The sequence below is a fragment of the Ruegeria lacuscaerulensis genome, assembly GCF_013031245.1.
Classification (GTDB): Bacteria; Pseudomonadota; Alphaproteobacteria; order Rhodobacterales; family Rhodobacteraceae; genus Ruegeria; species Ruegeria lacuscaerulensis_C.
This window is the reverse complement of record NZ_WPZL01000001.1, coordinates 283,186-309,991: the sequence shown is the minus strand read 5'-3', so window position 1 is coordinate 309,991 and position 26,806 is coordinate 283,186. Positions and strand designations below refer to the sequence as shown.

The window sequence follows — 26,806 nt, the reverse complement described above, 5'->3', positions numbered from 1 at the left end:
TGGAAGTCCTTGCGAAAAAGCTAGAAATCCGTAGGCGCCCCACCCTCGGCCTTGCGGCGTTCCACGAAGTCGGCAAGTTCTTCCCGAATCCCGTCGTCCAGCGCGGGCGGCTCAAAGCTGGTGATGATTTCCTTGAACATGTGATGGGCGCGTTCTGCAGTCCATATACCTCCGGCGACATCCCAGCCTTCATAGTTTTTCCAATCACTCAGGAAGGGCTGATAAAACGCAGTTGTGTAGCGGTCCTGCGTGTGTTGGATACCAAAGAAATGGCCGTCGTTTCCAACAGAACGGATCGCATCCAACGCGATTTCATCGGGTCCGGTCGCCGTTATCTCGGGCTGCATATAACGTTGTATTTGCTGAAGAACCTCGCAATCCATGATGAATTTCTCGGGGCTTGCGATCAGCCCGCCTTCCAGCCATCCGGCCGCGTGGTAGACCATATTCGTCCCCGACTGCACAGCCGCCCACAGTGAGTTCGACGTTTCCCACACCGATTGCCCGTCCGGCACGTTAGCTGCGCAAACGCCCGATGAGCGCATTGGCAGGTCATAAAATCGCGCCATCTGTCCTGTCATCTGGGTCGAGCGCATATATTCCGGTGTGCCAAACGCCGGAGCACCCGACTTCATATCCACATTGGATGTAAACGTTCCGACGACACAGGGTATCCCGGGGCGAACATATTGAAACAGAGCGATTGCGCACAGGGCTTCGGCCAGCGATTGAGCCACTGCTCCGGCCATCGTCACCGGTGCCATCGCCCCGGCAAGTGTAAACGGCGTCACCACGATCGCCTGCCCACGACGCGCCAAACGCAAACAACCGTCAATCATCGGGTGGTCGTGTTTCAGCGGTGAAGTAGAGTTGATATTGGTGTACATCCGCGGGGTTTCTTCAAACTCCTCGTGGCTTAACCCCCCAGCGATCCTGACCATTTCCATCACGTCTTCGACACGTTCCTTGCCCAGCGAATAAGCGTGCATGGCCTTATCAGTCAGGGTCAGCTTGTCATAGAGAACGTCGAGATGCCGGACACTGGCGTGAATATCGACCGGCTCGACCGGATAGCCCCCTGCAAAGTGGATACAGTTGAAATACTGGGTGAGTTTCAACAGATTACGGCACATTTGCCGGTTTCCTGGAACCTTGGTGCCGATCTCCATATCCCAGTAATTCGGTGGAGATGACACGTTGCCGAACACGATATTTTTGCCGCCAATCTCGATTGTGTGATCAGGATTGCGCGGAGTGATGGTGAATTTGGAAGGTGCCTTTTTCACCATTTCCATCACAAAGTCCCGGCCCATGCGAACGTTGTCGCCCTCAACCGTGCAACCAGCTTCCTTCAGAATGCCTTTGGCCTCTTCGTTGTAGAATTCGACACCAATCTCTTCGAGGATTCGCATGGCCCCTTCGTGTATCGCCTCGATTCCATCCTCGCCCAGCGGCTCGGTCGGGTTGTCGATATTGACCGGAGGGTTCCAGGGCATCTGATCGATCACGGCACTGCCCCTGCGTTCTGCGGCACCGGCTCGCCCTCCAGCGCGACGTCTGCGGGTTTTTGTGTCAGCCATTGTGTCCTCCGGAACTTGCGTTTTCTCAAGCAAGCCCTGAAGCCGGGTATGTAGCCGCTCTGAATGCGACAAGCTATGTCGGTTTCGAATTCAGAACAGCTGAATCCAGAGCATTTCGGTTCAGATTTTTGCCAGCCAGTCAGGAATGTGCCCAATATCCGGCAACACGACATCTGCCATTGGCGCCAACACTTCGGTCTGAGCCAACCCGGTCAGAACACCGATTGTGGTCATCCCTGCGGCGCGCCCGGCTTGCAGGTCGTGCAGACTGTCCCCGACCATTGCCACTTGTTCAGGGGCCACGCCGACTTGCGCGGCAAATGCAAGCAATTGCCCAGGCCCGGGCTTAAACCCGTGTCCGCTGTCATAGCCCGCAACAAAATCGAAATGATCGCGAATTCCCACCGATTCCAGGTGTTTTAAGGCCGGCCCCTCACTGTCATTGGTAGCCACACCCAGTTTAAGCCCCGCCTGTCGCAACCCATCCAGAAACGGAATCAAAGGCACTGCTTGCGCCTGAGGTGCGGACGCCGCTTCGGCATTGATTGCCTCAATCAGTTCCGCAAGCGACATGTCCGGCAGAAGCGGGACCAGAACTTCGGCAATTTCCTCAACCGTCCCGGCAATAACGATGCTGTCTTCGGAATAGGTGACCTCCTCCAGGTCGAAACCGATGGCACGTCCCAGTTCCATAGCCCGCGCGTGGTCGCCATCTGCCAGACGCAGTACAATATTGCGCCCGAAGGTTCCCCATGTGTTTGCAAAATCAAAAAGTGTACCATCCTTGTCGAACAAGATCGCGTCGATGGGCATTTGGGGCTCCTGCAAGTGAGGTGGATCAGGTCCAGTGGACGTCTGCGCCCCCGGACAATACAGCACGGGCTTGGACAGGTAAGTCATACGGCACCGAATTGGCGTCACAAAAGGCGATCACCCACGAATCGTCAAGCAAAAGAAATTCAAGAACTGACCCGAGAAAATCCGGCTCGGCCGCCCTGTCCCGCAAATCCTGAGCGGATGCACCGGTCGATCCAAGAAAAACAGGCAGCAATTCTTCGTTTCCAACCAGCCAGCTCAGAACATTGAGCGCCAGTGCTTCAGCGGAATGGGCAGGAATCGGCATAAAACGGCCCCGGATCAGAACTTGGAAAGGGTTTGTTAACCAGACTCATAAAGACTTTGGCAACGCATGCAATCAATGGTGACTCAAATGTCCGTGCAGGGAACTATCCTTGTCCTCGACGGGACCTCGACCAATCGCATCATGCTGAAAGTTCAACTAACAGCAGCATGGTATCAAGTCGTGCAGGGCGAAAAGCTGCAGGGGCTTGCCGGGCTGTTGCGGCGCACGAAACCCGATCTGGTGCTGACCTCTCAGACATTGCCGGACGGCACCGCTGCAGATGTAAAAAGGCTGGTCATGGCGGATCCGGACCTGATTGATGTGCCAGTGGTTGCTATCGCTCCGCAAAATGACAAAGCAGCCAGGTTACAGGCCCTGGCCGACGGATTGGACGATGTTCTGGCACATCCGTTCAAGGATACTTTTTTGCTGGCGAGGGTACGCAGCCTGTTGCGAGTACGCGCAGATACACAGGATTTGCGTGTCGGGAATGGATCGCAGCCGATTGGGTTTGCCGAACCTACTGCCGCGCTAATAACCCCTCGCAAGGAAGGCCGTGTTGCTATTCTGACGCAAACCTCACACACCGGCGCGCTATGGCAAATCGGACTATCGAAATCCACACGACACAACCTGTCCACGCACACAGTATCGGACCTTCAGGCACTTCTATCCGGGCCTGTTCCGGATGCAATTTTGTTTGAAGTGAGCGCGAACCCTTTCGGATTGAACCTGCTTGCCGACTTGAAATCGAGAGGTGCCACGCGGAACACCGTGGTGATCGGTATAGTTGAAGGCGATAACGCCGACCTGGCCTCGGAAGCGCTGGACCGGGGGGCTGACGCGATTTGCATGGACGGATTCTGCGCCGAGGAAACGCTGCTGCGGTTGGATGGCCAGGTTGCCCGCATAACGCGGTTGGACCAGATGCGCGCCTCTCTGCGGCAAGGGATCGCCGAATCCTGGGTTGACCCTCTGACCGGTTTGCATAATCGCCGCTATGCAATGCACGCGATGGGTCTGATTGCCCACCGGTCCACACATGCCGGGCATGGCTTTGCCGTCATGCTGGCTGATCTGGATCATTTCAAAGCCATCAACGATCGGTTTGGTCATGCCGGGGGGATCACGTTCTGGCCGAAGCCGCCATTCGGATGGAGCGCACGGTCGCCTCTGCCGGTTTTGTCGCGCGGATCGGTGGCGAAGAGTTTATGATAGGCCTTGCTGACACCACACAGGAAAAGGCCCTGAAACTGGCCCGGAACCTGTGTGATTGCATCCGTGTGAAACCGTTCGACCTGCCCGATACCCCTGCCCCGGTGCCGGTTACGATCAGCATCGGCCTGATCGTAACCCAGCCCTCATCCAAGTTGCGCCAGCCTGCGCTGCTGGACACGCTGATAAAATCAGCCGACACCGCGCTTTATGCGGCGAAATCGGCTGGTCGCAATCAGGTCCGGGTTCGGCAAAGCGCCGCCTGAGATAGTCAATCTCTGTTCTTGCGCCCATGCGACTTGCGGTGAACCACGTCCTCCAGCCTGTCCGCATAGGCCTGACGCTCAGCATCACTCATTGCGGTGACGCGCGCCAACCACTGCTCTTGCAGGGCTGATTGCATATCCGCCATGAATTGCGCCTGCTGCAGCAGAAGAGCCTGTACGGCCGCCGGATCAAATGGTTCTGCTCTCAAAGCCGCGCCAAGTGCCGCGAAATCCTGAGCACGAAGTTTTGCCCCCTTTACATGCCGCTCAGACAGTTCCCCGCGCAGGACTTTGCGATCTTCTTTGGGCAGGGCCCGATATAGAGCCGGCCCAAAACCAGGCGGCGCCTTGCCGTGATCACCACCTTTGACCCTGTAAACAGTGCCCAGTGCAACCCCGACGATCAGCAGATTCAGAGCCAGCGAAACGCTCAGCAGAACCGATACCCAACGTCGTCTTGGTTTGGGATTATCGCTCATTCCGCGTCCTCCAGAAATGTTGTGTCCAGGCCCAGGTCAGCAACCACAAAGGTCACATCCTGCGCATAGATATACGCCGCCGGATCAGGCAGAAAGCCAGGTGCTGAAAAGCCGATCCAAACCCCGGCCGCGCTGGCTGCAACCAGCCCGCTCATGCCCTGCCAGCCTCCGATCCCGTCAAGCATCCGCACCCAAAGGGGGCGTGGCGGTTGCGCAGCTTGTGCAAGCCGATCAAGGCGAACAGATTCGGCATCCGTCAGAATGCGTACTGCAAGATCATCCGGTAACTCCGGTCGATTTTGCCGTGCTTGGGCAAACAACTGATCCAGTTCCATGTCGTCTTCAGCCATTGTCATACCCCAGTTCATCCTGTCGTCCGGCCAGTATCGCCGTCAGAGCTCGTTTTCCGCGTGCGGTCAGGCTTTCCACCGCTTCAGTTGAAACACCCATGATCCCGGCGATTTCTGGGTTGGGCAATTCTTCGATGTGCCGCAGAACCACAGCTTGCCTCTGACGTTCCGGCAATTGCGACAAGGCCGCCTGAAGCGCATCCTTACGCGCTGCGTCCTGCAAACGCTCTGCCACGCTGGGCTCATTGTCCTCGGGCTCGGGGACATCAGCCAGCCGGTCCGGCTTTTTCTTGCGCTGCATATCCACACACAGATTCAACGTGACACGATACAGCCAGGTCGAAACCTTGGCTTGACCTGAAACCCAGTTCGGCGCCATTTGCCAAAGCCGCATCATAGCCTCCTGCGTCACATCCTCGGCCTCAGCCCTGTTGCCCAGCATCCGCAGGGCAACAGAAAAGCTGCGTGGCCCAAGCCGATCCGTCAGCAAACGTGCGGCCACGGCATCTCCGTCAGCGAACTGCCGCAGCAACGCGTCGTCACTCAACTCGTCCGTGGCGCTTTCAACGCCACGGACTTCGTGCGGCAAGGAGGTCAGATCCTCCATCCTTCATCAGCTGTCGTCAGAGTCCGCCTTGCCGTGTTTCCTGTGATGGCGGCCCATCCGCTCTTTTGCATCCGCAAATTCCTGTTCCGAAATCGTCCCACTTCCATCCGTGTCGATACGGTCAAACATCTTGCCAGCACGGCGAGGCTTGGGCAACTCATCCTCGGTCAGAAAACCATCATTGTTGGCGTCATATCTCTCGAACATCCTGGTTGCGCGCTCACTGGCCTTCTTCTGACCTGCTGCCTGCACTTCCTCGACGCTCAGCTTACCGTCGCCATCTGTGTCCGTTTCGGTGAATCGCTGCGTCCGGTGCGATTCCATTTCTTCCTGTGTCACCTGACCGTCACCATTTGCGTCCAACTCCTGGAAAGTCACAGGTTCGCGATCTCTTGGACCTGCCGCAAGAACGGATGTACCCGTAATTGCAACTGCCGAGATGATGATGGCCGGAATGAACTTCGCGCTTTTCATAACGTTTTTCCTTTGTTTCGCGGCCCCATCGCCGCTGCTCACATAAGTTCAAACGGGCCGGAACGCAGGTTCCGTCGCAAAATGTATTTTTTTTGCCCTGACCGGGCGGCACCTGACCGATAATTTCATCGGGGCTCCGCGACACAAAGCGACGCACCCCCCTTTTCCGCAGGGCAAAACAAGCGCAATATTCCACCAACCTGAACGCGCGAGTTTCAAAATGACAGATCAAACGATCGATACTACGGACGAGAATGACCGCCCGACCTGGCCAGCACTGGTAAAAGGGTTCCGCTGTCGCTGCCCGAAATGTGGCGAGGGCAAGCTTTTACATGGCTATCTGAAGGTAAATGACAGTTGCAACAGTTGTGGTCAGGAACTGTTTCATCACCGGGCGGATGATGGCCCTGCTTATTTGACCATCCTGTTTGTCGGCCACTTGCTGGCTCCTGCTCTGCATGTGTCTTACGTGAATTGGCGTCCTGAGCCGCTGACCATGTTCCTGATCTTTGCCATTGGCTGCACAGCCCTTTCGCTGTTTTTGTTGCCCCGGCTAAAAGGGGCTGTTGTTGCCTATCAATGGGCCCGTCGTATGCACGGCTTCGAGAATGCGCAGTGACTCGGGCGAACGGGTCTAACAGGGCATGACGGAAGACAAATCAGCCATACGGAATGCGGCAACGGTCATCGTCCTGCGGGACCGTTTGACCGACCCTTCGATCCTGATGGGTCAGCGGGGCGCAAAAGCCGCGTTCATGCCTAACAAATTCGTGTTTCCTGGCGGTGCTGTAGACGCGGCGGATAATGCGGTGCCGTTGGCCACAGCACTCCCCGACATATGTAGCGAACGGTTGTCCGAGCATTCTGAACCGGACCTACAGAACGCCCTGGCCGCTGCAGCGATCCGCGAATTGTGGGAGGAGACCGGGCTGGTTCTGGGAGAGCCCGGCGACTGGGACGAAACCATCCCCGGTGATTGGCAGAGCTTTGCCGCAATGGGGTTTCGCCCTGCGGCCAATGCGCTTCAGTTTGTTTTCCGCGCCGTGACACCACCGGGCCGCCCACGACGGTTTGATGCACGGTTCTTTTTGGTGGATGCCGGGGCGATTCAGGGTGACCTCGATGATTTCAGCCGCGCATCCGATGAGTTGTCCCATTTGCAATGGGTCTCACTTAGCCGGGCGCGTGAACTGGATTTACCCTTTATTACCGAGGTTGTGCTGGCGGAAGTGGCAGCTCGGGTCACGCGCCCCGAACCGCCCGCCGCTGTTCCAATGTATCTGAATAACGAGGAACAAAGCCTGTTTTTACAACTGAAAGGCTACTCGATGCCGGAGAACGACTAGGCAGCGGCCACTATTTCATCCGGCTGATCACTGTCGTCACTTCGGGCTTTTTGCCAATCTCTGCTTTAGCGGTCTGGCGTACGATGCGACGCATGGCCTCTTCCAGCTTATCATCGTCGCGCAGAGTCTTGGCCTCGGCCCGCATGAGAAACTGGTTGAGGTCCTCTTCCAGCACCTCGACCAGCGCGGCACGGGATGTCCCCACTTCAGGCAAACCCATCGTGTCGCACCAGGGTTCACCCAGCGGTTCGTCCTCTTCGTCCAGAATGACTGTCACCGTCACATGCCCGTTCAACGCCATCCGGATACGGTCGCGCACGACACCATCCAGCGCGCCGACCTTGACGGTGCCGTCCAAATAGGTCCGGCCTGTTTCGATGTAATCCACAACCTGAGGCGCATTGCCTGTCAGGTCCAGCATCGTACCGTTGACTGCCAGAATCCCGGTTCGTCCACCGGCCTCGGCCAGTTTCGCGTGTTCGCGCAGATGGCGGTGTTCGCCGTGCATCGGGATGACCATTTGCGGGTCGATCAGCGCATGCACTTTCTCAAGGTCAGGACGGTTGGCATGACCCGAGACGTGATACAGGCCCGAGTTGTCATCCACCACATCTACGCCCTTTTCACTGAGCTGGTTCATGATGAAGATCACTCCACGCTCGTTTCCGGGAATGGTTTTGGACGAGAAAAGGAACAGGTCGCCTTCTTTCAATTCCAGCCCGCGATATTTGCCGCGTGCCAGTTGTGCACTGGCGGCGCGACGCTCGCCCTGGCTGCCGGTCACGATCAACATGAGGTTCTGGCGCGGCAGGTCAACCGCTTCTTCGGCGCTGATCACCTTGGGGAAATCGAAAAGGATGCCCGTTTCCGTCGCCGCCTCGATCATCCGCCGCATGGCCCGGCCCAGCAACACCACCGAACGACCGGCCTTTTGACCGGCCTCGGCAAGTGTCTTTACCCGCGCCACGTTCGACGCAAAAGTAGTCGCGACCACCATACCCTCGGCGCTTTCCACCAATTTGACGATCTCGGGGCCGACCTCTGATTCCGAACGCCCGGCATGCGGGGAAAACACGTTGGTGCTGTCGCAGACCAATGCTTTGACACCGGGTTTGGCCACTTCGTCCCAGAGGTCAGGATCAAAGGGTTCACCGACTACTGGATTTGCATCCAGCTTGAAGTCACCGGAATGCACGATCCGGCCCGCAGGCGTGTCGATCACCAATGCAGCGCTTTCCGGGATCGAGTGCGAGACCGGCAAGAACCCTATCGAAAAGGGACCAACCGAAATCTGTTCGGGCCAAGCAGATACAGTCTGCACAGCGTCCTCGGGGTGGCCGTGCTCTTCCATCTTGCGACGCGCAATATTGGCGGTGAAGGCGCGCGCATAAATCGGTGCGCCTAGGGCGTCATGACAATGGGCCACGGCGCCCACATGATCTTCGTGCGCGTGGGTGACGAAAACAGCGTCCAGCCGGTCGGCGCGTTCCCGCAGCCACGAAATATCGGCATGGATCAGATCGACACCGGGCGTCGTGTCCATATCCGGAAACGTCACCCCGAGATCCACGAGGATCAATCGTTCCTGCCCCGGCTTACCATAGCCGTAGACATAGGCATTCATGCCAATTTCACCTGCACCGCCCAGCGGCAGGTAGATCAGTCGTTCACTGCTCATGTTGAGCCATTGTCCTTGTTATAGCGATAAATCACGGTCAGGCCGTGCATCGTCAAATCATCTTCGATCGCGTCAAACCCGACATCTGCCTGATCGAACAGAGGCGCAAGCCCTCCGGTTCCGACGACTTTCATCGGCATTCCATATTCCGCCTTGATCCGCGCAATAAGCCCCTCAATCAATCCGGAATAGCCCCAATACACGCCTGACTGAATACAGCCAACCGTATTCGTACCAATCACTTTTTCCGGTCGCGTAATGTCGATATGTGGCAATGCTGCAGCCCCCTGGTGCAAAGCCTCGAGGCTGAGGTTCACGCCCGGAGCGATGATGCCACCGACATAGGCCCCGTCCGAGGCGACAACGTCAAAATTCGTGGCTGTGCCGAAATCAACAACAACCACATCGCCGCCATGGCGGTCAAAGGCGCCGACCGCATTCGCCAGACGATCGGGGCCGGGAATGGTGCCTTCGTCAATACGCGGTGCGACGGGCAGAAGGCATTCAGGTTTGCCCACAACAAGGGGTCGGCAGCCAAAAAATCGGTCGGCGAATATGCGCAAGTTGAACACCACGCGCGGTACTGTCGACGCAATGATCACATCGGTGATGTCCGCCTCAATCCCGTAGTGCTTCACCAGTGTCGAATACCAGGTGAAATAGGCATCTGCCGTGCGGGAATGATGGGTCGAGGTGCGCAAGGTGCACAGGAAATTCTCGCCGTCCCAAATCGAGAAAACGGTATTTGTGTTGCCGCAGTCGATTGCAAGAAGCATCCAAGCCTCCTTCAGAAATATACATCCGCCGCAGGTATGCTGGCGCGACCCTTGGCGGTCTTTAGGACAAGGTTGCCATTCACGTCCACGGTTTCAAAGGTCCCGACCGTTTCCGATGTTGAGGTCCGGGCTGTGATGACCTCTCCCAATTTGGCGGCACGTGAGAGCCAGGCTGTTCGGATCGGTTCGAACCCATATGTCGCGAACTGGGTTTCATATCGCGCGTAAGCTGCGGCCAGCTCAGTCAGAAAATCCTCGGGGATGACGGCGGCACCTGTCTCCGAAAGCAGCGAGACGGGTCGAACGGCGCTCTTTTCAACTGCGTAGGCGGGCGGCGCTTCGGACAGGTTTACGCCAATCCCGATGCACAGGTGCGAGAGACCACGCCCCTTGCCAGTGCTCTCCAGCAGGATACCGGCCAGTTTCCCACCATTCAGCAATACATCATTGGGCCATTTCAGCGACAATCCATCCGCGCGCCCGGTCACAGCGACACAGGCATCGAACAGGGCCAGTGCCGCCACAAAGCTGCGCAGCGCCGCCTGTTCCGGGTTGCCTTGCGGCCGCATCAACAGGGTCGCTGCCAGATTGCCTTTAGGGTTGGCCCATACCCTGCCCCGCCGCCCCCGTGCGGCGGTTTGGTGATGGGCCATGATCCAGACCGGGCCCTGCGCCGTAGGCGCAAGCCGGGCGGCTTCGTTCAGAGTGCTGTCAACCTCCTGCACGATGTGCAGGCCATATCCTTGCGGCCAATCGGTCATGTCAAAAAGGCCCGGTCTGCCGACCGAGCCCCCTGCAAATGAATCTCAAACACGTCAGTTGACAAGTGTCGCTGCCGCAGCTGCCGCTGCGCCTTCGATGCCGAACTGATAGAACACCCCGACCAGCATCAGGGCGGCTGATCCCATCAGGGCAGCCCACAGAACAGGTGTGGAATGTGTTTCGATCGGGTCTTCGTTCTCGGCCCCGAAGTACATGTAGTAAACGATCCGAATATAATAGAAGGCACCGATGACCGAGGCGATGGCCGAGGCGATGACCAAACCGGTCAGACCTGCGTTGATACCGGCCTGCCAGACGCCGAACTTGGCAAAAAAGCCCAGCATCGGCGGTACGCCCGCAAGCGAGAACATCAGGATCAGAACAGCGAGGGCCTTGCCTGGATCGCGCTTTGAGTATTGCCGCAGGGCATCGATATCGGTGACGGGTTTTCCGTCCCGCTCCATCATCAGGATGAAGGCAAAGGTACCGATATTCATGGTCACATAAATCGCCAGATACATCAGCATCGCTTTGATGCCCATTTCAGTACCAGCCGCCAGACCAATCAGTGCATAGCCCATATGTGCAATCGACGAGAACGCCATCAGCCGCTTGATGTCGCGCTGACCAATCGCCGCAACGGCACCCAGCAGCATGGACAGCACCGACAGCAGCACGATTACCTGCTGCCAATCCGCCACGATACCGCCAAAGGCGTCGTGCATCAGGCGCGCAAACAGGGCCATCGCCGCCACTTTCGGCGCAGTGGCAAAGAAGGCGGTAATCGGTGTGGGCGAACCTTCGTACACATCCGGTGTCCACATGTGGAAAGGCACGGCCGAAACCTTGAACGCAAGACCCGAGATCAGGAAGATCAGGCCGAACAGCAGGCCGACCGAAACATCTCCGAGATGAACCGTCTGGATGATCCCCGAGAACAGCGTGGTGCCGGTAAAGCCGTAGACCAGCGACGCACCGTAGAGCAGCAGACCCGAGCTGAGCGCGCCCAGCACAAAGTACTTCAGACCGGCCTCGGTTGACTTGGCGCTGTCGCGGCGCAGCGCGGCGACGACATAAAGGGACAGCGACTGCAGCTCCAACCCCATGTACAAAGACATCAGATCGCCTGCACTGACCATCATCATCATGCCCACGGCCGCCAGCGCCACCAGCAAAGGGAATTCGAACCGCAACAGGCCGCGGCGGTTCATGTAGTCCTGACTCATCACCAGCACCGCGGCAGCCGACAGCAGGATTGCGACCTTGGCAAAGCGTGAGAACCCGTCATCCACGAACATGCCGTTGAACGCCACGTTGGTTCCGTCGCCGTTGGTAGCGATCCAGAACGACAACAGCGCCATCAGACCCGCTGTCACCCAAACCAGTACAGGTGCCAGACCGTCTTTCGTTGTGTAGACCGCCCCAATCAGAGCAGCCATCGCATATACAGCCAGAACGATTTCCGGCAGGATTATTGTCAGATCAGCCTGGATCATGTCTCCAAAGCTCCCTTAATGCGAAGCGGCCGTCTGGGTCGCAGCCTCAGCCGCGGCCAGAGCCGTGTCATAGTTCGAAATCAGCGCGGCAGTCGAGTTACCGATCACGTCGGTCACCAGCGACGGGTAAACGCCCAGCAGGATGGTCATCACGATCAGCGGCGCAAAGATCAGCCGCTCGCGCGAACTCATGTCGGTCATTGCCTTGAGGCTTTCCTTGATCAGATCGCCAAACACGACCCGACGATACAGCCACAGCGCATAAGCCGCCGAGAAAATCACACCTGAGGCCGCCACAGCCGTCACCCAAGTATTGACCTGGAACGTACCCATCAATGTCAGGAACTCCCCGATGAACCCGCTAGTCCCCGGCAAACCCACATTTGCCATGGTAAACAGCATGAAGACCAGGGCGTATGCGGGCATCCGAATGACCAGACCTCCGTACGCTTCGATATCGCGGGTGTGCATCCGGTCATAGATCACACCAACGCAAAGGAAGAGCGCCGCCGAGATGAACCCGTGGCTGAGCATCTGGAAGATGGCCCCGTCAACGCCTTGCTGGTTTGCCGCGAAGATCCCCATGGTCACGAAACCCATATGCGCGACCGAGGAATAAGCGATCAGCTTCTTCATATCCTCCTGCACCAGTGCCACCAGCGAGGTGTAGACAACGGCAATGGCCGACATCCATAGCACCAGATCGGTCATCACCGCCGAGCCGACTGGGAACATTGGCAGGCTGAACCGCAGGAAGCCATAGCCGCCCATCTTCAACAGAATAGCCGCCAGCACGACCGAACCCGCGGTCGGGGCCTGCACGTGCGCGTCCGGCAACCAGGTGTGCACCGGCCACATCGGCATCTTCACTGCAAAGGATGCAAAGAAAGCCAGGAACATCAGCGTCTGCAGACCGCCGACAACATAGATGCCCAGCACAGTGAAGCCTTCGGACGAGAACTGGTGGCTCATCAGCGCTTCGATGTCTGTGGTGCCCGCATCGGAATACATCGCAACCATCGCCACCAGCATCAGCACCGAGCCGAGGAAGGTATAGAGGAAGAACTTGAAGCTGGCATAGATACGGTCTTTTCCGCCCCAGACACCGATGATCAGGAACATCGGAATCAGGCCTGCTTCGAAGAACAGGTAGAACAACACCAGATCCAGCGCCATGAACACGCCCAGCATCAGCGTTTCCAGCAGCAGGAAGGCGATCATGTATTCCTTGACGCGATCCGTGACCTGCCAACTGGCCAGAATGGTCAGCGGCATGATGAAAGTGGTCAGCAGCACGAACAGAACACTGATCCCGTCGACGCCCATCTTGTATTTCAGGCCCATAAGCCACTCACCCTCTTCCACCATCTGGAAGCCGGTGTTCGAGGGGTCAAAGCCGGTATAGATGCCGATCGAGACAAGGAACGTCACCGTGGTTGCCACCAGCGCAACCCATTTCGCGTTGCGCTGTGCCGCCGGGTCCTCGCCATGTAGGAACAGGGCCAGGATGCCTGCCGCCACAGCGGGGATGAAGGTGACGATGGAGAGGATATTATCCATTAGTGTGCGCCTCCGCCGATCGACATCCAGGTGACAAGGGCGGCTATGCCCAGAACCATCCAGAAGGCGTAAGTAAAGATGTAGCCCGTCTGCGCCTTGCCTGCGAGGCGGGTGAAGAAGGGCACAACGCCCATGGCAACCCCGTTCAGGAAACCGTCAATCGTGTTGCCATCACCGCGTTTCCAAAGGAACCGGCCAAGCGCCACTGTGGGTTTGACAAAGACCGCATCGTAGATCTCGTCAAAGTACCACTTGTTCAGCAGGAACAGGTACAGCGGGCGCTGGTTTGCCGCCAGGCGCGCCGGGAGCGAGGTGTTCACGATGTAGAACCAGTAGGCCACGACAAAGCCCAGCACCATCGCGATGAACGGTGAAACCTTGACCCATTTTGGAGCAGCATGAGCATCGTCCAGCACGTGGTTGTCCGGCGCAATGTAGATCCCGCCCTCACCCGGCTCACCAGCAAAGACATAGTGGTGATCGCCGCCCTTGGCGGTCTCTTCACCATGGGCAACCTCATCGGCGTGGCCTTCGTCTGCATGGCTGTCATCCGCGTGTGCGGTATCGGCCTGCGCCGCTTCCTCGCCGTGGGCACCAGCTTCGGCATGATCACCCGCTTCGGCATGCTCCGACGCCTCTGCAACCGGAATGCCATAAAACTTACCGACCTTGTCAGCGTGGCCAAAGAAGTTGCCGTACCAGATCATCCCGGCAAACACAGCACCCAGAGACAGAACACCCAAGGGTACCAGCATGCTCATCGGGCTTTCATGTGCGTGATCATGCGTGTGCTTGTCGCCGCGCGGCTCGCCGTAGAAAGTCAGGAAGATCAGACGCCAGCTGTAGAACGACGTGAACGCAGCCGCGATCACCAGCAGCCAGAAGCCATAGGCCGAACCACCCGCATATGCGCTCTCGATGATGGCATCCTTGGACAGGAACCCGGCAAAGCCAATGGTTGTCAGCGGAATACCCACACCGGTGATGGCCAGCGTACCGATCATCATCGCCCAGAAGGTATAAGGAATCTTCTTCCGCAGGCCGCCATACTCGGTCATCTCCTGCTCATGATGCATCGCGTGGATCACCGAACCGGCGCCCAGGAACAACAGTGCCTTAAAAAAGGCGTGTGTGAACAGGTGGAACATCGCCGCCGAATACATGCCAACACCTGCGGCCACGAACATGTAGCCCAGCTGCGAACAGGTCGAATAAGCGATGACGCGCTTGATGTCAGTCTGGACCAGACCCACAGTCGCGGCAAAGAACGCGGTCGAGGCCCCCAGCACGGTCACGAAACCCGCAGCGCCCGGCGCAAATTCGAACAGTGGTGACATACGGCAGACCAGAAATACACCCGCAGTCACCATGGTCGCAGCGTGGATCAGCGCCGACACAGGCGTCGGGCCCTCCATCGCGTCCGGCAACCATGTGTGCAGGATCAGCTGCGCCGATTTACCCATCGCACCGATGAACAGCAGCACGCAGATCACCTCGATAGCGTTCCATTCACCCCACAGGAAATGCAGCTGCGTTTCCGCCAGTGTCGGTGCCGAGGCAAATACATCCGGGAAACTGATGCTGTCGGTCAGGAAGAAGATCGCGAAAATTCCAAGTGCAAAGCCGAAATCGCCCACCCGGTTCACAACGAAGGCCTTGATCGCCGCCGCGTTGGCGCTGGGTTTGCGATAATAGAAACCGATCAGCAGATAGGACGCGACGCCCACGCCTTCCCAACCAAAGAACATCTGTACCAGGTTGTCCGCCGTGACCAGCGCCAGCATCGCAAAGGTGAAAAAGCTCAGATACGCGAAGAACCGCGGCTTATAGCTCTCGCCTTCGCGCCATTGCGGATCGTTATCCATGTAGCCAAAGCTGTAGAGGTGAACAAAGGCCGACACAGTCGTCACCACGATCAGCATGATCGCGGTCAGCCGGTCCAGACGGATCGCCCACTCGGTCGACAGCGAACCGCTTTCGATGAACCGCAGAACCGGCACCGAGTAGGATCCGCCGGGATAGGCCGACGGATCGAAGCTGAAGAATACGATCCAGCTGAGCAGAAAGGCCAGAAACAACAGGCCAGTGGCGGTCCACATGGCGGCTTTCTCGCCAATGAATCTCCAGCCGAACCCGCAGAGCAGAGCGCCCACTAGCGGGGCAAAGAGGATGGTGGTTTCCATGTTCTCTTACCCCTTCATCATGTTGACGTCTTCAACCGCGATGGTGCCGCGGTTGCGGAAGAAGCAAACCAGAATGGCCAGCCCGATCGCCGCCTCGGCCGCCGCCACGGTCAGCACGAACAGCGTAAACACCTGCCCGACCAGATCGCCGAGAAAGCTGGAAAACGCCACGAGGTTGATATTCACCGCCAGCAGCATCAGTTCGATGCTCATCAGCAGGATGATGACGTTCTTGCGGTTCAGGAAGAGACCGAAGATGCCGATGACGAACAGCGTCGCCGCGACCGTAAGATAGTGTTCAAGTCCGATCATCGTCTCATAGTCCCTCGAATTTCTCTTTCCCGTTGCGGAGCTCTGGAAAAGCCGCAGCACAGGCGCAGTTTTCATTCGTTTCCGTGATTTCGCTGACGTCGAAGGCTTTCTGATCGAATGTCTTTCTCACCGAATCCCACGAATGGCTTGCACCAACTTTGGCCAGTTTTTGTAGGGTTTCACTTGCCTCGTCAGTTCGATCCAACAGGGTATTGTCGTATTCCCTGTTGAGTTGCGTCACGACATTAAGTGTTTGCCCAGTCTCGCAAGCTGAAATTTTTAGGAATGTCGATTCCGTGCATCCCAGTTCTTCGTCGCAAAGACCGCCGACTTCGTAGAACGCTACAACCCCGTCACCGATCACTTGGTGCTCAGTTGCTATCCAATGATGGGACAACAACGGCTGGCCATCGCAATCCGTTATTGGAAACGCGACTACTGACAAAGGCATACTTGCCACAGCAAAACCAGATATGAAGGCTTTAAAGTTCACAACCCCTGCCCCGGTTTCACGTCCTTCAATTCCATCGCCTTGGCCGGGTCGCGCATCATCTGGCCGATGATGTCCTGACGCTTGATGTCCTTGCGGTGGCGCAGCGTCAGAACGATGGCGCCGATCATGGCCACAAGCAGGATCAGGCCCGCAAGTTGGAACAGAAGGAAGTATTGATCATAAAGGATGACACCCAGCGCCTCGGTGTTATGACGGTCCGCCGGGACCGGCTGCGCCAGATTGGCCGCCGCGCCCTGTGCACTTTCCCAGGCGCCCAAGACCATGACGAACTGCATCAAGATCACCAGACCGATCAGCAGCGCCAGCGGCATGTAGCGCGCCATCTCGGCCTTGAGCTCGGCAAAGTCGACGTCCAGCATCATCACCACGAACAGGAACAGAACCGCGACCGCACCGACATAGACGATGATCAGCAGCATCGCGACGAACTCGGCCCCCAGCAGAACGAACAGCCCCGCCGAGGACAGGAACGCCAGGATCAGCCACAGCACCGAGTGCACCGGCTGGCGACTGATCACCGTGAACAGCCCGCCGGTGATGACGCAGATGGCAAACAGATAGAAGGCAAAGACGGTCATTGATCCTCATCCTCGTTATCGCCCATGACCTCTTGCGCCAGATCCAGCGCGCGGGTCATGGCCGGGATGCCGGCAAAAACCGACATCTGACCGATCGTTTCCACGATCTCTTGTTTCCTGGCACCCGCCTCAAGCGCGTGGCGCACGGTCTGGCGCACCGCCGCATCCGCCTGCGCGCCCTGACAGGTCAGCCCGGCCAGCGTCAGCAGCAGGCGGGTCCTGGCGTCCAGCCCGTCCTTGTTAACGGTGTTGCCGAACATCATCTCCATGACCTCTTTGGGCATGGTCGGCCACAGCGCCTCAAACCCTTTGGGCGAGAAGCTTTCCATCGCCGGGTTCATCGCCTTGGCCATGTCCTGAGCCTGCTTCATCATCAGCTCAAATGGGTTTTGGGGCGTGTCACTCATCTGTACGGCGCGTCCATTTCCAGATTGCGGGCGATCTCGGCTTCCCAGCGTTCGCCGTTATCCAGCAGTTTTTCCTTGTCGTAGAACAGCTCTTCACGGGTTTCGGTGGCGAATTCGAAGTTCGGGCCTTCGACGATGGCATCGACCGGGCATGCCTCTTGGCAGAAACCGCAATAAATGCATTTGGTCATGTCGATGTCATAGCGTGTGGTGCGGCGGGAGCCGTCCTCGCGCGGTTCGGCGTCGATTGTGATGGCTTGCGCCGGGCAGATCGCCTCGCACAGCTTGCAGGCGATACAGCGCTCTTCGCCGTTGGGGTACCGACGCAGGGCGTGTTCCCCCCGGAAGCGGGGCGACAAAGGTCCCTTTTCGTGCGGATAGTTGATGGTGGCCTTGGGGGAGAAGAAATATTTCAGCCCCAGCTTCATGCCGACCCAGAAGTCTTGCAGAAGGAAGTATTTGGCGGCGCGGGTGTAATCGATATTTGCCATATCAGCCTCCTACGGTCCAACGGGCGAAGACGCCCCAGAACCATTCGAATTTCGCCGCAAAGGCCACGAAGACCACCCAGGCCAGCGAGAAGGGCAGGAACACTTTCCAGCCCAGCCGCATCAGCTGGTCATAGCGGTAGCGAGGGGTGATGGCCTTGACCATTGCGAAGATGAAGAAGAAGAACGTCATCTTGCCGACCATCCACAGCACACCGTCCGGCAAGCCCGGTATCGGTGACAGCCAGCCGCCGAAGAACAGCAGCGAAGTCAGCGCGCACATCAGGAAGATGGCGATGTATTCACCGGCCATGAACAGCAGGAACATGGTGGCGGAATATTCCACCTGATAGCCGGCGACCAGTTCCGATTCAGCCTCGGGCAGGTCGAACGGAGGGCGGTTGGTTTCGGCCAGCGCCGAAATGAAGAACAGGAAGACCATCGGGAAATGCGGCAGCCAGTACCAGCCGAAGAAGCCGTATCCGGTGTCTTGCGCATTGACAATCGCACCGAAATTCATCGAACCGGTCGAGATGATCACGCCGATGATGATCAGGCCAATGGAAACCTCGTAGGAAATCATCTGCGCTGCCGAGCGCAGCGATCCAAGGAACGGGTACTTTGAGTTCGACGCCCAACCGCCCATAATCACGCCATAAACCTCAAGCGAGGAGACGGCGAAGACGTACAGAACAGCGACGTTCAGGTCCGACAGAACCCATCCATCGTTGAAGGGGATCACCGCCCAGGCGATCAGCGACAAGACGAAACTGGTCAACGGCGCCAGAATAAACACGGCGCGGTCAGCTCCGGCGGGAATGACCACTTCCTTGACCACGTATTTCAATGCATCCGCTACTGATTGTAGAATGCCGTATACGCCCACCACGTTGGGGCCGCGCCGCATCTGGACGGCGGCCCAGATCTTACGGTCGCCATAAACAAGGAACAACAGCGAGATCATCACAAAGGCAACGACAGCAAGCACTTGCGCCAGAATGATGATAGCTATTCCGCCTGGGGTGTTAAAGAAATCAGCCATTGGTCCTCACACCGTGGGTATTCCGTTTTCCGCGTGTGTTGCAAAGGCCATATGCCTGCGCAATCTGCGGCTGGGTCGGCGCGTTGGTGTAAACAGCATCTGCCGCCATTGCGCCACCCTTATTGTTGAGTTTCCTGCGCATTTCTCTGACACACGCGCCACTTGGCAGAGCACGTGTGTCACAGAGCGATATGAAACAGGTCTGGTTCATTCAGCCGCGATCTTCTCGGCCTTACGGGCCTGAACCTGCGCCGACAACTCGGCCATCAGTTGCGAGGCGCGGGCAATCGGGTTGGTCAGATAGAAATCCTTGATCGCATAGCGGAATGTTGCACTGCCCAAAGCGCCCTCTTCCAGCGCTTGCACCTCGTTCTCGACCACCTCGTCGATGCGGGCCAGGTGCGGCACGGCCTCGATCAGAGCCGTACGCAGCTGCGCCAGCGAGTCGAAGGGCAATTTCGCGTCCAGCTCGGCGGACAGGGCGCGCAGAATGGCCCAGTTCTCTTTGGCCTCACCCGGGGAAAACCCGGCGCGCATGGCCAACTGAGGGCGGCCTTCCGTGTTCACGAACAGGCCGTTTTCCTCGGTATAGGCTGCACCCGGCAAGATCACGTCGGCGCGATGCGCACCACGGTCGCCATGGCTGCCCTGATAGATGACAAAGGCTCCGTCACCGATTTCAACTTCATCCGCGCCGAGATTATAGATCACGTCTGCGGCACCGACGGCATCCATGCCACCTTCGTTGGTGGCATCCACATCCATCGCACCCACCCGCGAGGCAGCCGTGTGCAGGATAAGCAGTCCACTTTCGGTATTTGCCGCAATGGTTTGTGCGGCAGCCAGTACTGCGGCGCCGTCAGCTTCTTGCAGTGCGCCCTGCCCGACAATGACCAACGAGGCTTTGCCCTTGATCTCATCGTCGCCACCCATATCGACCACATTCTGCAGAGCAGCGCGGTCGTCACCTACGTGATGATAGCCATAGGTCAAATCAACCGCCGGCCCGACCAGGGCAACTTCGGCCCCGTGCGCCCAGGCCTTTCGGATGCGCGCGTTCAGGACAGGCGCTTCGTCCCGAGGGTTGGTGCCGATCAGAAGGATACGTTCAGCGGAGTCGATGTCTTCGACCGCGGCAGTCCCGGCATACGCGCCCCGGTTGCCCGCGGGCAGCCTGGCCCCGTCGGTGCGGCATTCGACGACACCGCCCTGCCCTTCGATCATCTGTTTCAGCGCAAATGCGGCCTCAACCGGAACCAGATCCCCCACAATCCCGGCCTGTTTCTCGGCCCCTTTCAGAGCCTCGGCCGCCTTGGTCAATGCTTCGGGCCAAGTGGCCGGGCGAAGCTTGCCGTTTTCTCGCACATACGGCTTATCCAACCGCTGGCGACGCAGGCCGTCCCAAACAAACCGGGTCTTGTCGCTGATCCACTCTTCGTTCACGCCATCATGGTTGCGCGGCAGGAAGCGCATCACTTCGCGCCCTTTGGTGTCCACACGGATATTCGAGCCCAAAGCATCCATTACATCGATGGATTCCGTTTTGGTCAGCTCCCAGGGACGGGCGGTAAAGGCATAGGGTTTTGATGTCAGCGCCCCAACCGGGCACAGATCAATGATGTTGCCCTGCATGTTGGAATCGAGCGTCTGATTCAGGTATGAGGTGATCTCGGCATCTTCCCCACGTCCGGTCTGACCCATCTGCGTGATCCCAGCCACCTCGGTGGTGAAACGAACGCAGCGGGTGCAGCTGATGCAGCGGGTCATAGCGGTGCCAACCAGCGGTCCCAGATCCAGATCGTCAACCGCGCGCTTGGCTTCCTTGAAGCGTGAGCCCGACAGACCATAGGCCATCGCCTGATCCTGCAAATCGCATTCGCCGCCCTGATCGCAGATCGGGCAATCCAGCGGGTGGTTGATAAGCAGGAACTCCATCACCCCTTCGCGGGCCTTCTTGACCATGGGCGAATTCGTCCTGACCTCCGGCGGCTGACCCTCCGGCCCCGGGCGCAGATCGCGCACCTGCATCGCGCACGAAGCCGCAGGTTTCGGAGGACCGCCCACAACTTCGACAAGGCACATCCGGCAGTTCCCAGCAATCGACAAACGTTCGTGGTAGCAAAAACGCGGAACCTCGACCCCGGCTTCTTCACAGGCCTGGATCAGGGTCATCGCACCATCGACTTCGACTTCCTGCCCGTCGATATTCACTTTGCGGAGGTCAGACATGGTCTAGTTCGCCCTCAAATACACGCCAATGGCGCTGTTTCTTTCGATCTCTGCTCGCCCGAGCGTGCAGAAGGAATTTGGATTGTCGTATGTGACACCGTGCTGGGCCAGATACGCTTCGCCCTTGGCACGCATCCGGTCCTTTTCGGTATACGATTCCACATAAGCCCGGATTTCCTTGTCCGAGTACCCCAGTTTGTTCGCTTTGGACCTCAGCCCCCACATCACACCAATCGCTTTCATCCGGCGCCCGCTGATCGATGGGCAGTAATCGGAAATCTCGTTTGCGATTGCGATGTAATAGAGTTCGTTGTCGATCTCTTTGACTTCGCGCAAGGGCGGCTTTGCGTCAGCCATTGCGGGAAGTGTCAGCAAAGACAACAGAGCAAGCGTTTTCATACCAGACATGACCGTTCCTTTCGTCTTGGGAAACCCAAGACGAGTGGCGACTGGGTTGCTATGCAATAACAACCCGAGCGTCATGGCGTGATATTCGGAAACACCCATCATGGCCGTTGGCACGTTCCGGCAAAGGTCAGTTTGTCGTCGCTGATCCGAAGGTTCTGAGGTTCGGTATCCGGGCCGACCTTCCATTCAATTCTGGATGAGCCAAAGTTTGCGATGCAAAACTTGGTCCCTTCATATCGACCAGCTTCGCGGGCCCCGTCCAGTGATGCGGAGACACCGTTTACGACCACAGTGAACTCGGTTGGCATCGCCTTTTTATCAACGGGATTCGCCTTGGCCCGAAACGATTTACCGTCGAAGAGAATCCGGTCGTCGGAAGGCGTCACGATTCCACATGCCGACACAATCGACATTGTGATCACCGCACCCAACACAGACATGTGCCTTTTCCGAAAGGTACGGCCGGTCAATTGATGAGTACCTAACGTCATCATCAAAACGCCGCCACCAGTGCCATGATGCCCATCACGAACATGCAGGCCCAGCTAATGACGTAAAGAACTGACCGCAAACCGCTGTGGGGCTTACCGATTCCGCGAAGGTGAACAAACAGCATCACCAGACGCGAAACCAACGCCACCGAGGCCAGCAGGTTCACCCAAATCGGGCTCGCACCCATCAAAATTGCGGCGAAAATGACAACCGCGTAGGCTGGCAGTGTCTCGGTGCCGTTAAGATAGGCACGGTTCAGACGATATGCCTTGTCCGAATAGTCCTGCTCGGGCGTTGCACCCGGAGCCAGCCCCTTGCCCGCCTTGGCCAGCGCCGAGAATGGCGACAAGAACAGGATGATCAGTGTGAATACCACCACCGAAGCGACTGCGTGACCATAATCTGCGAAAACATCCATTGGGGTTACTCCGCTGCCATCGCACCCATGCGGCCCGATTTCTGGGCCTTGATACGGTCTTCGATTTCTTCACGGAAGTTGCGGATCAGACCTTGAATTGGCCAGGCCGCCGCGTCGCCCAAGGCGCAGATTGTATGCCCTTCCACCTGTTTGGTCACGTCGAACAGCATGTCGATCTCTTCCAGTTCAGCCTCACCGCGCACCAGACGGTCCATCACGCGCATCATCCAGCCTGTGCCTTCGCGGCATGGGGTGCACTGGCCGCAACTTTCGTGTTTGTAGAACTTCGACAGCCGCCAGATCGCCTTGATGATGTCGGTGGACTTGTCCATCACGATCACCGCAGCCGTCCCCAGCCCCGAGGCCAGATCGTTTCGCAGATAGTCGAAATCCATGATCGCGTCGCGCATGTTCTCACCGCGCACGCACGGCACCGAGGACCCGCCCGGGATCACGGCCAGAAGATTGTCCCAGCCACCTCGAATACCACCGCAATGAGTGTCGATCAGTTCCTCGAAGGATATCGACATCGCCTCTTCCACGACGCAGGGATTGTTCACATGGCCAGAGATCGCAAACAGCTTGGTGCCTGCGTTGTTCTGACGGCCAAAGCTCGCAAACCAGTCCGCGCCGCGGCGCAGGATGGTTGGCACGACCGCAATCGACTCCACATTGTTCACGGTGGTCGGACAGCCATAAAGCCCCGCACCCGCCGGGAACGGAGGCTTCATCCGTGGCATGCCCTTCTTACCCTCAAGGCTTTCGATCAGAGCAGTTTCCTCACCGCAGATATAAGCCCCGGCCCCGTGATGAAGGAACAGATCGAAATCCCAACCCGAACCAGCAGCGTTCTTTCCCAGAAGGCCCGCGTCATAGGCTTCGTCAATCGCGGCCTGTAACGCCTCACGCTCGCGGATATATTCGCCGCGCAGGTAGATATAGCAGGTATGCGCGTTCATCGCGAAAGACGCGATCAGGCAGCCTTCGATCAGCGTGTGCGGATCATGGCGCATGATCTCGCGGTCTTTACAGGTGCCGGGTTCGGATTCGTCCGCGTTCACCACCAGATAAGCCGGACGCCCATCGCTTTCCTTGGGCATGAACGACCATTTCAGGCCGGTGGGAAACCCTGCGCCGCCGCGACCGCGAAGGCCCGAATCTTTCATCGTCTGAATGATCCAGTCGCGCCCTTTTTCGATCAGGCCAGCAGTGCCGTCCCAATGCCCGCGGGTCTGCGCGCCTTTCAGCGTACGCTCATGCATCCCGTAGATGTTGGTAAAGATCCGGTCCTGATCCTTCAGCATCGCTACTTACCTTTGGCTATCCTGACGCATGCGCCAGAGTTGAAATATGTTCACGCCCGCATATATGAATCCCGCCAAAGCGGCAAAATCAAACAGCAGCGCATAACGCCCCGGCAATTCCAGCGCGGGGCCGATGAACAGCGTCATGGCAAGCCAAAGCAACATAGTCACAGCGATGACTATGCCGATATGTCGGCCCTTACGGGCCATGGCCTGTTCCTTGTCGTTGTTCATCTCACACTGATGCCCCGGATGGGCACCCTTTTAGTCTTCGTAAGTGCCGTCTTCCTTGGCGCGTTTGGCGAATTCCGTTTCCTCGCCTACCGCCAGTTTACCGGCCTGTTCGATCCAGCCGTCCCGTTCGATCCGGCCTTTGAATTTCAGTCGTTCATCCACCCATGCGACGTTAGCTGGCGTCCAGGCCGCGATCTGGTCATAGTGGAAGAAGCCCAACTCATTCAGAGTCTCTTCCAGCTTGGGCCCGACACCTTTGAGCATCTTCAGATCGTCAGGCTTGCCATCGCGCGCGCCCGTCAGGGTTTCCGGCTGGTCTTCGGTCGCCTTCCTGGCCTCTTCCACCTGTTTCACGGCGGGTTTGGCTGCTGCGGGCGCTTTGGGCGGTTTCGGGGCCGCCTTGGTTGCCGCCGCCTTGCCGTCCTTACCCAGCCACGGGGTCAGGATCGGAACCTCAGTCCCGTCGATACGTTTAACCGTGTCGCCCAGATCCGTCGCCAGTTCGACGCTGGCGTTGTACTTGGGCTTGCCGGCCTCATGCTCGGACAGACTAGACAGACCTTTCAGCGGTTCCGCCGCATAGCGCCCGTTCTGCGGACCTGGGGTCGGCACTTTGCCCGCTGCCAGATCGTCGATGATCTTGCCAAAGCTCTCGGCAGTCAGATCCTCGTAGTAATCCTTTCCGATTTGAGCCATCGGCGCGTTGGTGCATGAGCCGAGGCATTCCACCTCTTCCCAGCTCAGCTTGCCATCGGCGGACAGCTCATGCGGCTTTGCGGCGATCTTTTCCTTGCAGACCGCGATCAGATCTTCGGCCCCGCAGATCATGCAGGAGGTCGTACCGCAGACCTGAATATGCGCGACCGAACCAACCGGCTGCAGCTGGAACATGAAGTAGAAGGACGCAACCTCAAGCACGCGGATATAGGCCATACCCAGCATGTCGGCGACGGATTCAATCGCCGGACGGCTCAGCCAGCCCTCTTGTTCCTGCGCGCGCCACAGCAGCGGAATGACCGCGCTGGCCTGACGCCCCTCGGGGTACTTGGTGATCTGCGCTTCGGCCCACTGCTGGTTGGCAGCGGTGAAGGCAAAGCTTTCGGGTTGTTCGGGATGCAGACGGCGGAGCATTAGCGGTCAATCTCTCCAAATACGACGTCCATGGTGCCGATGATGGCGGCGACGTCGGCCAGTTGGTGGCCCCCGGCGACGTGGTCCATGGCTTGCAGGTGCAGGAAACCCGGCGCGCGCAGTTTGGCGCGGTAGGGTTTGTTGGTGCCGTCGGCGACCAGATAGACGCCGAACTCACCCTTGGGGGCCTCGACGGCAGCGTAGACCTCACCAGCCGGCACGTGGAAGCCTTCGGTGTAAAGCTTGAAGTGGTGGATCAGGCTTTCCATCGAGGTCTTCATGTCCGAGCGTTTGGGCGGGGTGATCTTGCCGCGCGCCAGAACGTCACCCGGGCAGTCGCGCATCTTGGCGATGGCCTGACGGATAATCAGTAGCGACTGGCGCATCTCTTCCATACGGACGAGGTAGCGGTCATAGCAGTCGCCGTTCTTGCCGACGGGGATCTGGAACTCGAACTCGTCATAGCATTCATAGGGCTGCGCGCGGCGCAGGTCCCAGGCAAGCCCCGATCCGCGCACCATCACGCCAGAAAAACCGTATTTCTGGATATCTTCCTCAGTCACGACACCGATATCGGCATTACGCTGTTTGAAGATGCGGTTTTCGGTCAGCAGGCCGTCAATGTCATCCAGAACGGCGGGGAATTCGTGGCTCCACGCCTCGATATCGTCCAGCAGTTCCGGCGGCAGGTCCTGATGCACACCGCCGGGACGGAAATAAGCCGCGTGCAGGCGGGCCCCGCAAGCGCGCTCATAGAAGACCATCAGCTTTTCGCGCTCTTCAAAGCCCCACAGAGGCGGCGTCAATGCACCCACGTCCATCGCCTGTGTGGTCACGTTCAGCAGATGGTTCAGGATGCGCCCGATCTCGGAATACAACACCCGGATCAGCGAACCCCGGCGCGGAACCTCGACACCGGTCAGCTTTTCAATAGCCAAACACCAGGCATGTTCCTGGTTCATCGGCGCCACGTAATCGAGGCGGTCGAAATAGGGCAGGTTCTGCAGGTAGGTGCGGCTTTCCATCAGCTTTTCGGTGCCACGGTGCAGCAGACCGATATGCGGATCACACCGTTCGACGATCTCGCCGTCCAGCTCGAGTACCAGACGCAATACCCCGTGCGCCGCAGGGTGTTGCGGGCCGAAGTTGATGTTGAAATTGCGGATACTCTGTTCTCCGCTCAGCGCGTCTGTGCTGCCGTCATCGTATCTTGAGCCGTCCATCAACGCCCCCGTTTGTTCTTTTTCGCTTCGGCCCGTACCCGGACCTTTTCCGCCTCGACCGCTTTTGCCGCGGCCCCTGCCAGCAGGACCCCCAACGCACCTAACGCGACCAGTTCCCCCAGCATCATCAT

At 58.2% G+C, this 26,806-nt stretch carries 30 protein-coding genes and 1 pseudogene; 3 read left to right on the top strand and 28 right to left on the bottom strand.

The genetic code is table 11. The features are described from left to right. Positions 1-20 precede the first annotated feature (20 nt). The 3 genes from GOX66_RS01590 to GOX66_RS01580 form a co-directional block, all read right to left on the bottom strand. Entirely contained in the window at positions 21-1,580 is a 1,560-nt protein-coding gene (locus tag GOX66_RS01590) for a trimethylamine methyltransferase family protein (RefSeq protein ID WP_170758928.1), read from the bottom strand. Positions 1,581-1,700: 120 nt separating this feature from the next. Beyond that, positions 1,701-2,393: an HAD family hydrolase gene (locus GOX66_RS01585; RefSeq protein ID WP_170758926.1), complete on the bottom strand. Its 693-nt coding sequence runs from the start codon at positions 2,391-2,393 to the stop codon at positions 1,701-1,703. 25 nt (positions 2,394-2,418) lie between these two features. Further along, positions 2,419-2,703, bottom strand: coding sequence for a DUF3572 domain-containing protein (locus GOX66_RS01580; protein ID WP_170758924.1), 285 nt, complete (start codon positions 2,701-2,703; stop codon positions 2,419-2,421). 66 nt (positions 2,704-2,769) lie between these two features. Here GOX66_RS01580 and GOX66_RS01575 point away from each other — a divergent pair. Then, positions 2,770-4,184 (top strand): annotated as a pseudogene (locus GOX66_RS01575) (diguanylate cyclase). A 5-nt stretch (positions 4,185-4,189) separates the two neighbouring features. Here GOX66_RS01575 and GOX66_RS01570 read toward each other — a convergent pair. The 4 genes from GOX66_RS01570 to GOX66_RS01555 are packed head-to-tail and all read right to left on the bottom strand — an operon-like array spanning position 4,190 to position 6,094. Then, complete coding sequence (locus GOX66_RS01570) at positions 4,190-4,663, bottom strand: periplasmic heavy metal sensor (RefSeq protein ID WP_170758922.1); 474 nt, start codon at positions 4,661-4,663, stop codon at positions 4,190-4,192. Continuing rightward, entirely contained in the window at positions 4,660-5,013 is a 354-nt protein-coding gene (locus GOX66_RS01565; protein ID WP_170758920.1) for a hypothetical protein, read from the bottom strand. Before GOX66_RS01565 ends, GOX66_RS01570 begins: the two co-directional genes overlap by 4 nt. Next, complete coding sequence (locus tag GOX66_RS01560) at positions 5,006-5,620, bottom strand: RNA polymerase sigma factor (protein ID WP_170758918.1); 615 nt, start codon at positions 5,618-5,620, stop codon at positions 5,006-5,008. The genes GOX66_RS01565 and GOX66_RS01560 overlap by 8 nt, the downstream gene beginning before the upstream one ends. A gap of 6 nt (positions 5,621-5,626) precedes the next feature. Further along, positions 5,627-6,094, bottom strand: a complete 468-nt coding sequence (locus tag GOX66_RS01555; protein ID WP_170758916.1) for an EF-hand domain-containing protein — start codon at positions 6,092-6,094, stop codon at positions 5,627-5,629. Positions 6,095-6,314: 220 nt separating this feature from the next. Here GOX66_RS01555 and GOX66_RS01550 point away from each other — a divergent pair, with 220 nt between their 5' ends. Together GOX66_RS01550 and GOX66_RS01545 are read left to right on the top strand one after the other, a co-directional pair. Then, a complete protein-coding gene (locus tag GOX66_RS01550; RefSeq protein WP_170758914.1) occupies positions 6,315-6,713 on the top strand; it encodes a DUF983 domain-containing protein in 399 nt (132 codons plus the stop codon). Positions 6,714-6,738: 25 nt separating this feature from the next. Next, a complete protein-coding gene (locus GOX66_RS01545; RefSeq protein WP_170758912.1) occupies positions 6,739-7,440 on the top strand; it encodes an NUDIX hydrolase in 702 nt (233 codons plus the stop codon). A 10-nt stretch (positions 7,441-7,450) separates the two neighbouring features. On the opposite strand, the gene GOX66_RS01540 is transcribed toward GOX66_RS01545, so the two are convergent. The 21 genes from GOX66_RS01540 to GOX66_RS26010 form a co-directional block, all read right to left on the bottom strand. Next, on the bottom strand, positions 7,451-9,118 hold the full coding sequence (locus GOX66_RS01540; RefSeq protein WP_170758911.1) for a ribonuclease J: 1,668 nt from the start codon (positions 9,116-9,118) through the stop codon (positions 7,451-7,453). Next, entirely contained in the window at positions 9,115-9,894 is a 780-nt protein-coding gene (locus GOX66_RS01535) for a type III pantothenate kinase (RefSeq protein ID WP_170758909.1), read from the bottom strand. Before GOX66_RS01535 ends, GOX66_RS01540 begins: the two co-directional genes overlap by 4 nt. Positions 9,895-9,905: 11 nt before the next feature. Further along, positions 9,906-10,655, bottom strand: coding sequence for a biotin--[acetyl-CoA-carboxylase] ligase (locus GOX66_RS01530; protein WP_170758907.1), 750 nt, complete (start codon positions 10,653-10,655; stop codon positions 9,906-9,908). Positions 10,656-10,709: 54 nt separating this feature from the next. Next, positions 10,710-12,152: an NADH-quinone oxidoreductase subunit NuoN gene (gene nuoN, locus GOX66_RS01525; RefSeq protein WP_170758905.1), complete on the bottom strand. Its 1,443-nt coding sequence runs from the start codon at positions 12,150-12,152 to the stop codon at positions 10,710-10,712. A 15-nt stretch (positions 12,153-12,167) separates the two neighbouring features. Then, complete coding sequence (locus tag GOX66_RS01520) at positions 12,168-13,712, bottom strand: NADH-quinone oxidoreductase subunit M (protein WP_170758903.1); 1,545 nt, start codon at positions 13,710-13,712, stop codon at positions 12,168-12,170. Continuing rightward, positions 13,712-15,895, bottom strand: coding sequence for an NADH-quinone oxidoreductase subunit L (nuoL, locus tag GOX66_RS01515; RefSeq protein ID WP_170758901.1), 2,184 nt, complete (start codon positions 15,893-15,895; stop codon positions 13,712-13,714). The genes GOX66_RS01520 and nuoL overlap by 1 nt, the downstream gene beginning before the upstream one ends. 6 nt (positions 15,896-15,901) lie before the next feature. Then, complete coding sequence (nuoK, locus tag GOX66_RS01510; protein WP_005984024.1) at positions 15,902-16,207, bottom strand: NADH-quinone oxidoreductase subunit NuoK; 306 nt, start codon at positions 16,205-16,207, stop codon at positions 15,902-15,904. A gap of 4 nt (positions 16,208-16,211) precedes the next feature. Continuing rightward, a complete protein-coding gene (locus tag GOX66_RS01505; protein ID WP_170758899.1) occupies positions 16,212-16,700 on the bottom strand; it encodes a hypothetical protein in 489 nt (162 codons plus the stop codon). Next, positions 16,697-17,299: an NADH-quinone oxidoreductase subunit J gene (locus GOX66_RS01500; protein WP_170758897.1), complete on the bottom strand. Its 603-nt coding sequence runs from the start codon at positions 17,297-17,299 to the stop codon at positions 16,697-16,699. The genes GOX66_RS01505 and GOX66_RS01500 overlap by 4 nt, the downstream gene beginning before the upstream one ends. Next, positions 17,296-17,706, bottom strand: a complete 411-nt coding sequence (locus GOX66_RS01495) for a carboxymuconolactone decarboxylase family protein (RefSeq protein WP_170758895.1) — start codon at positions 17,704-17,706, stop codon at positions 17,296-17,298. Before GOX66_RS01495 ends, GOX66_RS01500 begins: the two co-directional genes overlap by 4 nt. Then, positions 17,703-18,197, bottom strand: coding sequence for an NADH-quinone oxidoreductase subunit NuoI (nuoI, locus tag GOX66_RS01490; RefSeq protein ID WP_170758893.1), 495 nt, complete (start codon positions 18,195-18,197; stop codon positions 17,703-17,705). The genes GOX66_RS01495 and nuoI overlap by 4 nt, the downstream gene beginning before the upstream one ends. Position 18,198: 1 nt before the next feature. Then, entirely contained in the window at positions 18,199-19,236 is a 1,038-nt protein-coding gene (nuoH, locus tag GOX66_RS01485; RefSeq protein ID WP_170758891.1) for an NADH-quinone oxidoreductase subunit NuoH, read from the bottom strand. A 207-nt stretch (positions 19,237-19,443) separates the two neighbouring features. Then, a complete protein-coding gene (gene nuoG, locus GOX66_RS01480; protein WP_170758889.1) occupies positions 19,444-21,465 on the bottom strand; it encodes an NADH-quinone oxidoreductase subunit NuoG in 2,022 nt (673 codons plus the stop codon). A gap of 3 nt (positions 21,466-21,468) precedes the next feature. After that, a complete protein-coding gene (locus GOX66_RS01475; protein WP_237212408.1) occupies positions 21,469-21,873 on the bottom strand; it encodes a DUF5333 domain-containing protein in 405 nt (134 codons plus the stop codon). 98 nt (positions 21,874-21,971) lie between these two features. Further along, positions 21,972-22,313 carry a hypothetical protein gene (locus GOX66_RS01470; RefSeq protein ID WP_170758887.1) on the bottom strand — a complete coding sequence of 114 codons (342 nt, stop codon included), beginning with the start codon at positions 22,311-22,313 and terminating at the stop codon, positions 21,972-21,974. A 53-nt stretch (positions 22,314-22,366) separates the two neighbouring features. After that, the gene (locus tag GOX66_RS01465) at positions 22,367-22,783 is read right to left on the bottom strand and encodes an MAPEG family protein (protein ID WP_170758885.1); all 417 of its coding nucleotides are present in this window, start codon (positions 22,781-22,783) and stop codon (positions 22,367-22,369) included. Positions 22,784-22,788: 5 nt separating this feature from the next. Next, on the bottom strand, positions 22,789-24,087 hold the full coding sequence (gene nuoF / locus GOX66_RS01460; RefSeq protein WP_170758883.1) for an NADH-quinone oxidoreductase subunit NuoF: 1,299 nt from the start codon (positions 24,085-24,087) through the stop codon (positions 22,789-22,791). Positions 24,088-24,093: 6 nt separating this feature from the next. Continuing rightward, positions 24,094-24,321 carry a DUF5337 domain-containing protein gene (locus GOX66_RS01455; protein ID WP_170758881.1) on the bottom strand — a complete coding sequence of 76 codons (228 nt, stop codon included), beginning with the start codon at positions 24,319-24,321 and terminating at the stop codon, positions 24,094-24,096. Between the two features lie 30 nt (positions 24,322-24,351). Then, entirely contained in the window at positions 24,352-25,452 is a 1,101-nt protein-coding gene (gene nuoE, locus GOX66_RS01450; RefSeq protein ID WP_170758878.1) for an NADH-quinone oxidoreductase subunit NuoE, read from the bottom strand. Continuing rightward, on the bottom strand, positions 25,452-26,675 hold the full coding sequence (locus GOX66_RS01445; RefSeq protein WP_170758877.1) for an NADH-quinone oxidoreductase subunit D: 1,224 nt from the start codon (positions 26,673-26,675) through the stop codon (positions 25,452-25,454). The genes nuoE and GOX66_RS01445 overlap by 1 nt, the downstream gene beginning before the upstream one ends. After that, entirely contained in the window at positions 26,675-26,806 is a 132-nt protein-coding gene (locus tag GOX66_RS26010) for a hypothetical protein (RefSeq protein ID WP_272871487.1), read from the bottom strand. The genes GOX66_RS01445 and GOX66_RS26010 overlap by 1 nt, the downstream gene beginning before the upstream one ends.

Excerpts from the sequence above, each read along its gene's own strand:
- GOX66_RS01590 (WP_170758928.1), bottom strand. The coding sequence starts at position 1,580 with ATGGCTGACACAAAAACCCGCAGACGTCGCGCTGGAGGGCGAGCCGGT.
- GOX66_RS01585 (WP_170758926.1), bottom strand. The coding sequence starts at position 2,393 with ATGCCCATCGACGCGATCTTGTTCGACAAGGATGGTACACTTTTTGAT.
- GOX66_RS01580 (WP_170758924.1), bottom strand. The coding sequence starts at position 2,703 with ATGCCGATTCCTGCCCATTCCGCTGAAGCACTGGCGCTCAATGTTCTG.
- GOX66_RS01570 (WP_170758922.1), bottom strand. The coding sequence starts at position 4,663 with ATGAGCGATAATCCCAAACCAAGACGACGTTGGGTATCGGTTCTGCTG.
- GOX66_RS01565 (WP_170758920.1), bottom strand. The coding sequence starts at position 5,013 with ATGGCTGAAGACGACATGGAACTGGATCAGTTGTTTGCCCAAGCACGG.
- GOX66_RS01560 (WP_170758918.1), bottom strand. The coding sequence starts at position 5,620 with ATGGAGGATCTGACCTCCTTGCCGCACGAAGTCCGTGGCGTTGAAAGC.
- GOX66_RS01555 (WP_170758916.1), bottom strand. The coding sequence starts at position 6,094 with ATGAAAAGCGCGAAGTTCATTCCGGCCATCATCATCTCGGCAGTTGCA.
- GOX66_RS01550 (WP_170758914.1), top strand. The coding sequence starts at position 6,315 with ATGACAGATCAAACGATCGATACTACGGACGAGAATGACCGCCCGACC.
- GOX66_RS01545 (WP_170758912.1), top strand. The coding sequence starts at position 6,739 with ATGACGGAAGACAAATCAGCCATACGGAATGCGGCAACGGTCATCGTC.
- GOX66_RS01540 (WP_170758911.1), bottom strand. The coding sequence starts at position 9,118 with ATGAGCAGTGAACGACTGATCTACCTGCCGCTGGGCGGTGCAGGTGAA.
- GOX66_RS01535 (WP_170758909.1), bottom strand. The coding sequence starts at position 9,894 with ATGCTTCTTGCAATCGACTGCGGCAACACAAATACCGTTTTCTCGATT.
- GOX66_RS01530 (WP_170758907.1), bottom strand. The coding sequence starts at position 10,655 with ATGACCGATTGGCCGCAAGGATATGGCCTGCACATCGTGCAGGAGGTT.
- nuoN (WP_170758905.1), bottom strand. The coding sequence starts at position 12,152 with ATGATCCAGGCTGATCTGACAATAATCCTGCCGGAAATCGTTCTGGCT.
- GOX66_RS01520 (WP_170758903.1), bottom strand. The coding sequence starts at position 13,712 with ATGGATAATATCCTCTCCATCGTCACCTTCATCCCCGCTGTGGCGGCA.
- nuoL (WP_170758901.1), bottom strand. The coding sequence starts at position 15,895 with ATGGAAACCACCATCCTCTTTGCCCCGCTAGTGGGCGCTCTGCTCTGC.
- nuoK (WP_005984024.1), bottom strand. The coding sequence starts at position 16,207 with ATGATCGGACTTGAACACTATCTTACGGTCGCGGCGACGCTGTTCGTC.
- GOX66_RS01500 (WP_170758897.1), bottom strand. The coding sequence starts at position 17,299 with ATGACCGTCTTTGCCTTCTATCTGTTTGCCATCTGCGTCATCACCGGC.
- GOX66_RS01495 (WP_170758895.1), bottom strand. The coding sequence starts at position 17,706 with ATGAGTGACACGCCCCAAAACCCATTTGAGCTGATGATGAAGCAGGCT.
- nuoI (WP_170758893.1), bottom strand. The coding sequence starts at position 18,197 with ATGGCAAATATCGATTACACCCGCGCCGCCAAATACTTCCTTCTGCAA.
- nuoH (WP_170758891.1), bottom strand. The coding sequence starts at position 19,236 with ATGGCTGATTTCTTTAACACCCCAGGCGGAATAGCTATCATCATTCTG.
- nuoG (WP_170758889.1), bottom strand. The coding sequence starts at position 21,465 with ATGTCTGACCTCCGCAAAGTGAATATCGACGGGCAGGAAGTCGAAGTC.
- GOX66_RS01475 (WP_237212408.1), bottom strand. The coding sequence starts at position 21,873 with ATGTCTGGTATGAAAACGCTTGCTCTGTTGTCTTTGCTGACACTTCCC.
- GOX66_RS01470 (WP_170758887.1), bottom strand. The coding sequence starts at position 22,313 with ATGTCTGTGTTGGGTGCGGTGATCACAATGTCGATTGTGTCGGCATGT.
- GOX66_RS01465 (WP_170758885.1), bottom strand. The coding sequence starts at position 22,783 with ATGGATGTTTTCGCAGATTATGGTCACGCAGTCGCTTCGGTGGTGGTA.
- nuoF (WP_170758883.1), bottom strand. The coding sequence starts at position 24,087 with ATGCTGAAGGATCAGGACCGGATCTTTACCAACATCTACGGGATGCAT.
- GOX66_RS01455 (WP_170758881.1), bottom strand. The coding sequence starts at position 24,321 with ATGAACAACGACAAGGAACAGGCCATGGCCCGTAAGGGCCGACATATC.
- nuoE (WP_170758878.1), bottom strand. The coding sequence starts at position 25,452 with ATGCTCCGCCGTCTGCATCCCGAACAACCCGAAAGCTTTGCCTTCACC.
- GOX66_RS01445 (WP_170758877.1), bottom strand. The coding sequence starts at position 26,675 with ATGGACGGCTCAAGATACGATGACGGCAGCACAGACGCGCTGAGCGGA.
- GOX66_RS26010 (WP_272871487.1), bottom strand. The coding sequence starts at position 26,806 with ATGATGATGCTGGGGGAACTGGTCGCGTTAGGTGCGTTGGGGGTCCTG.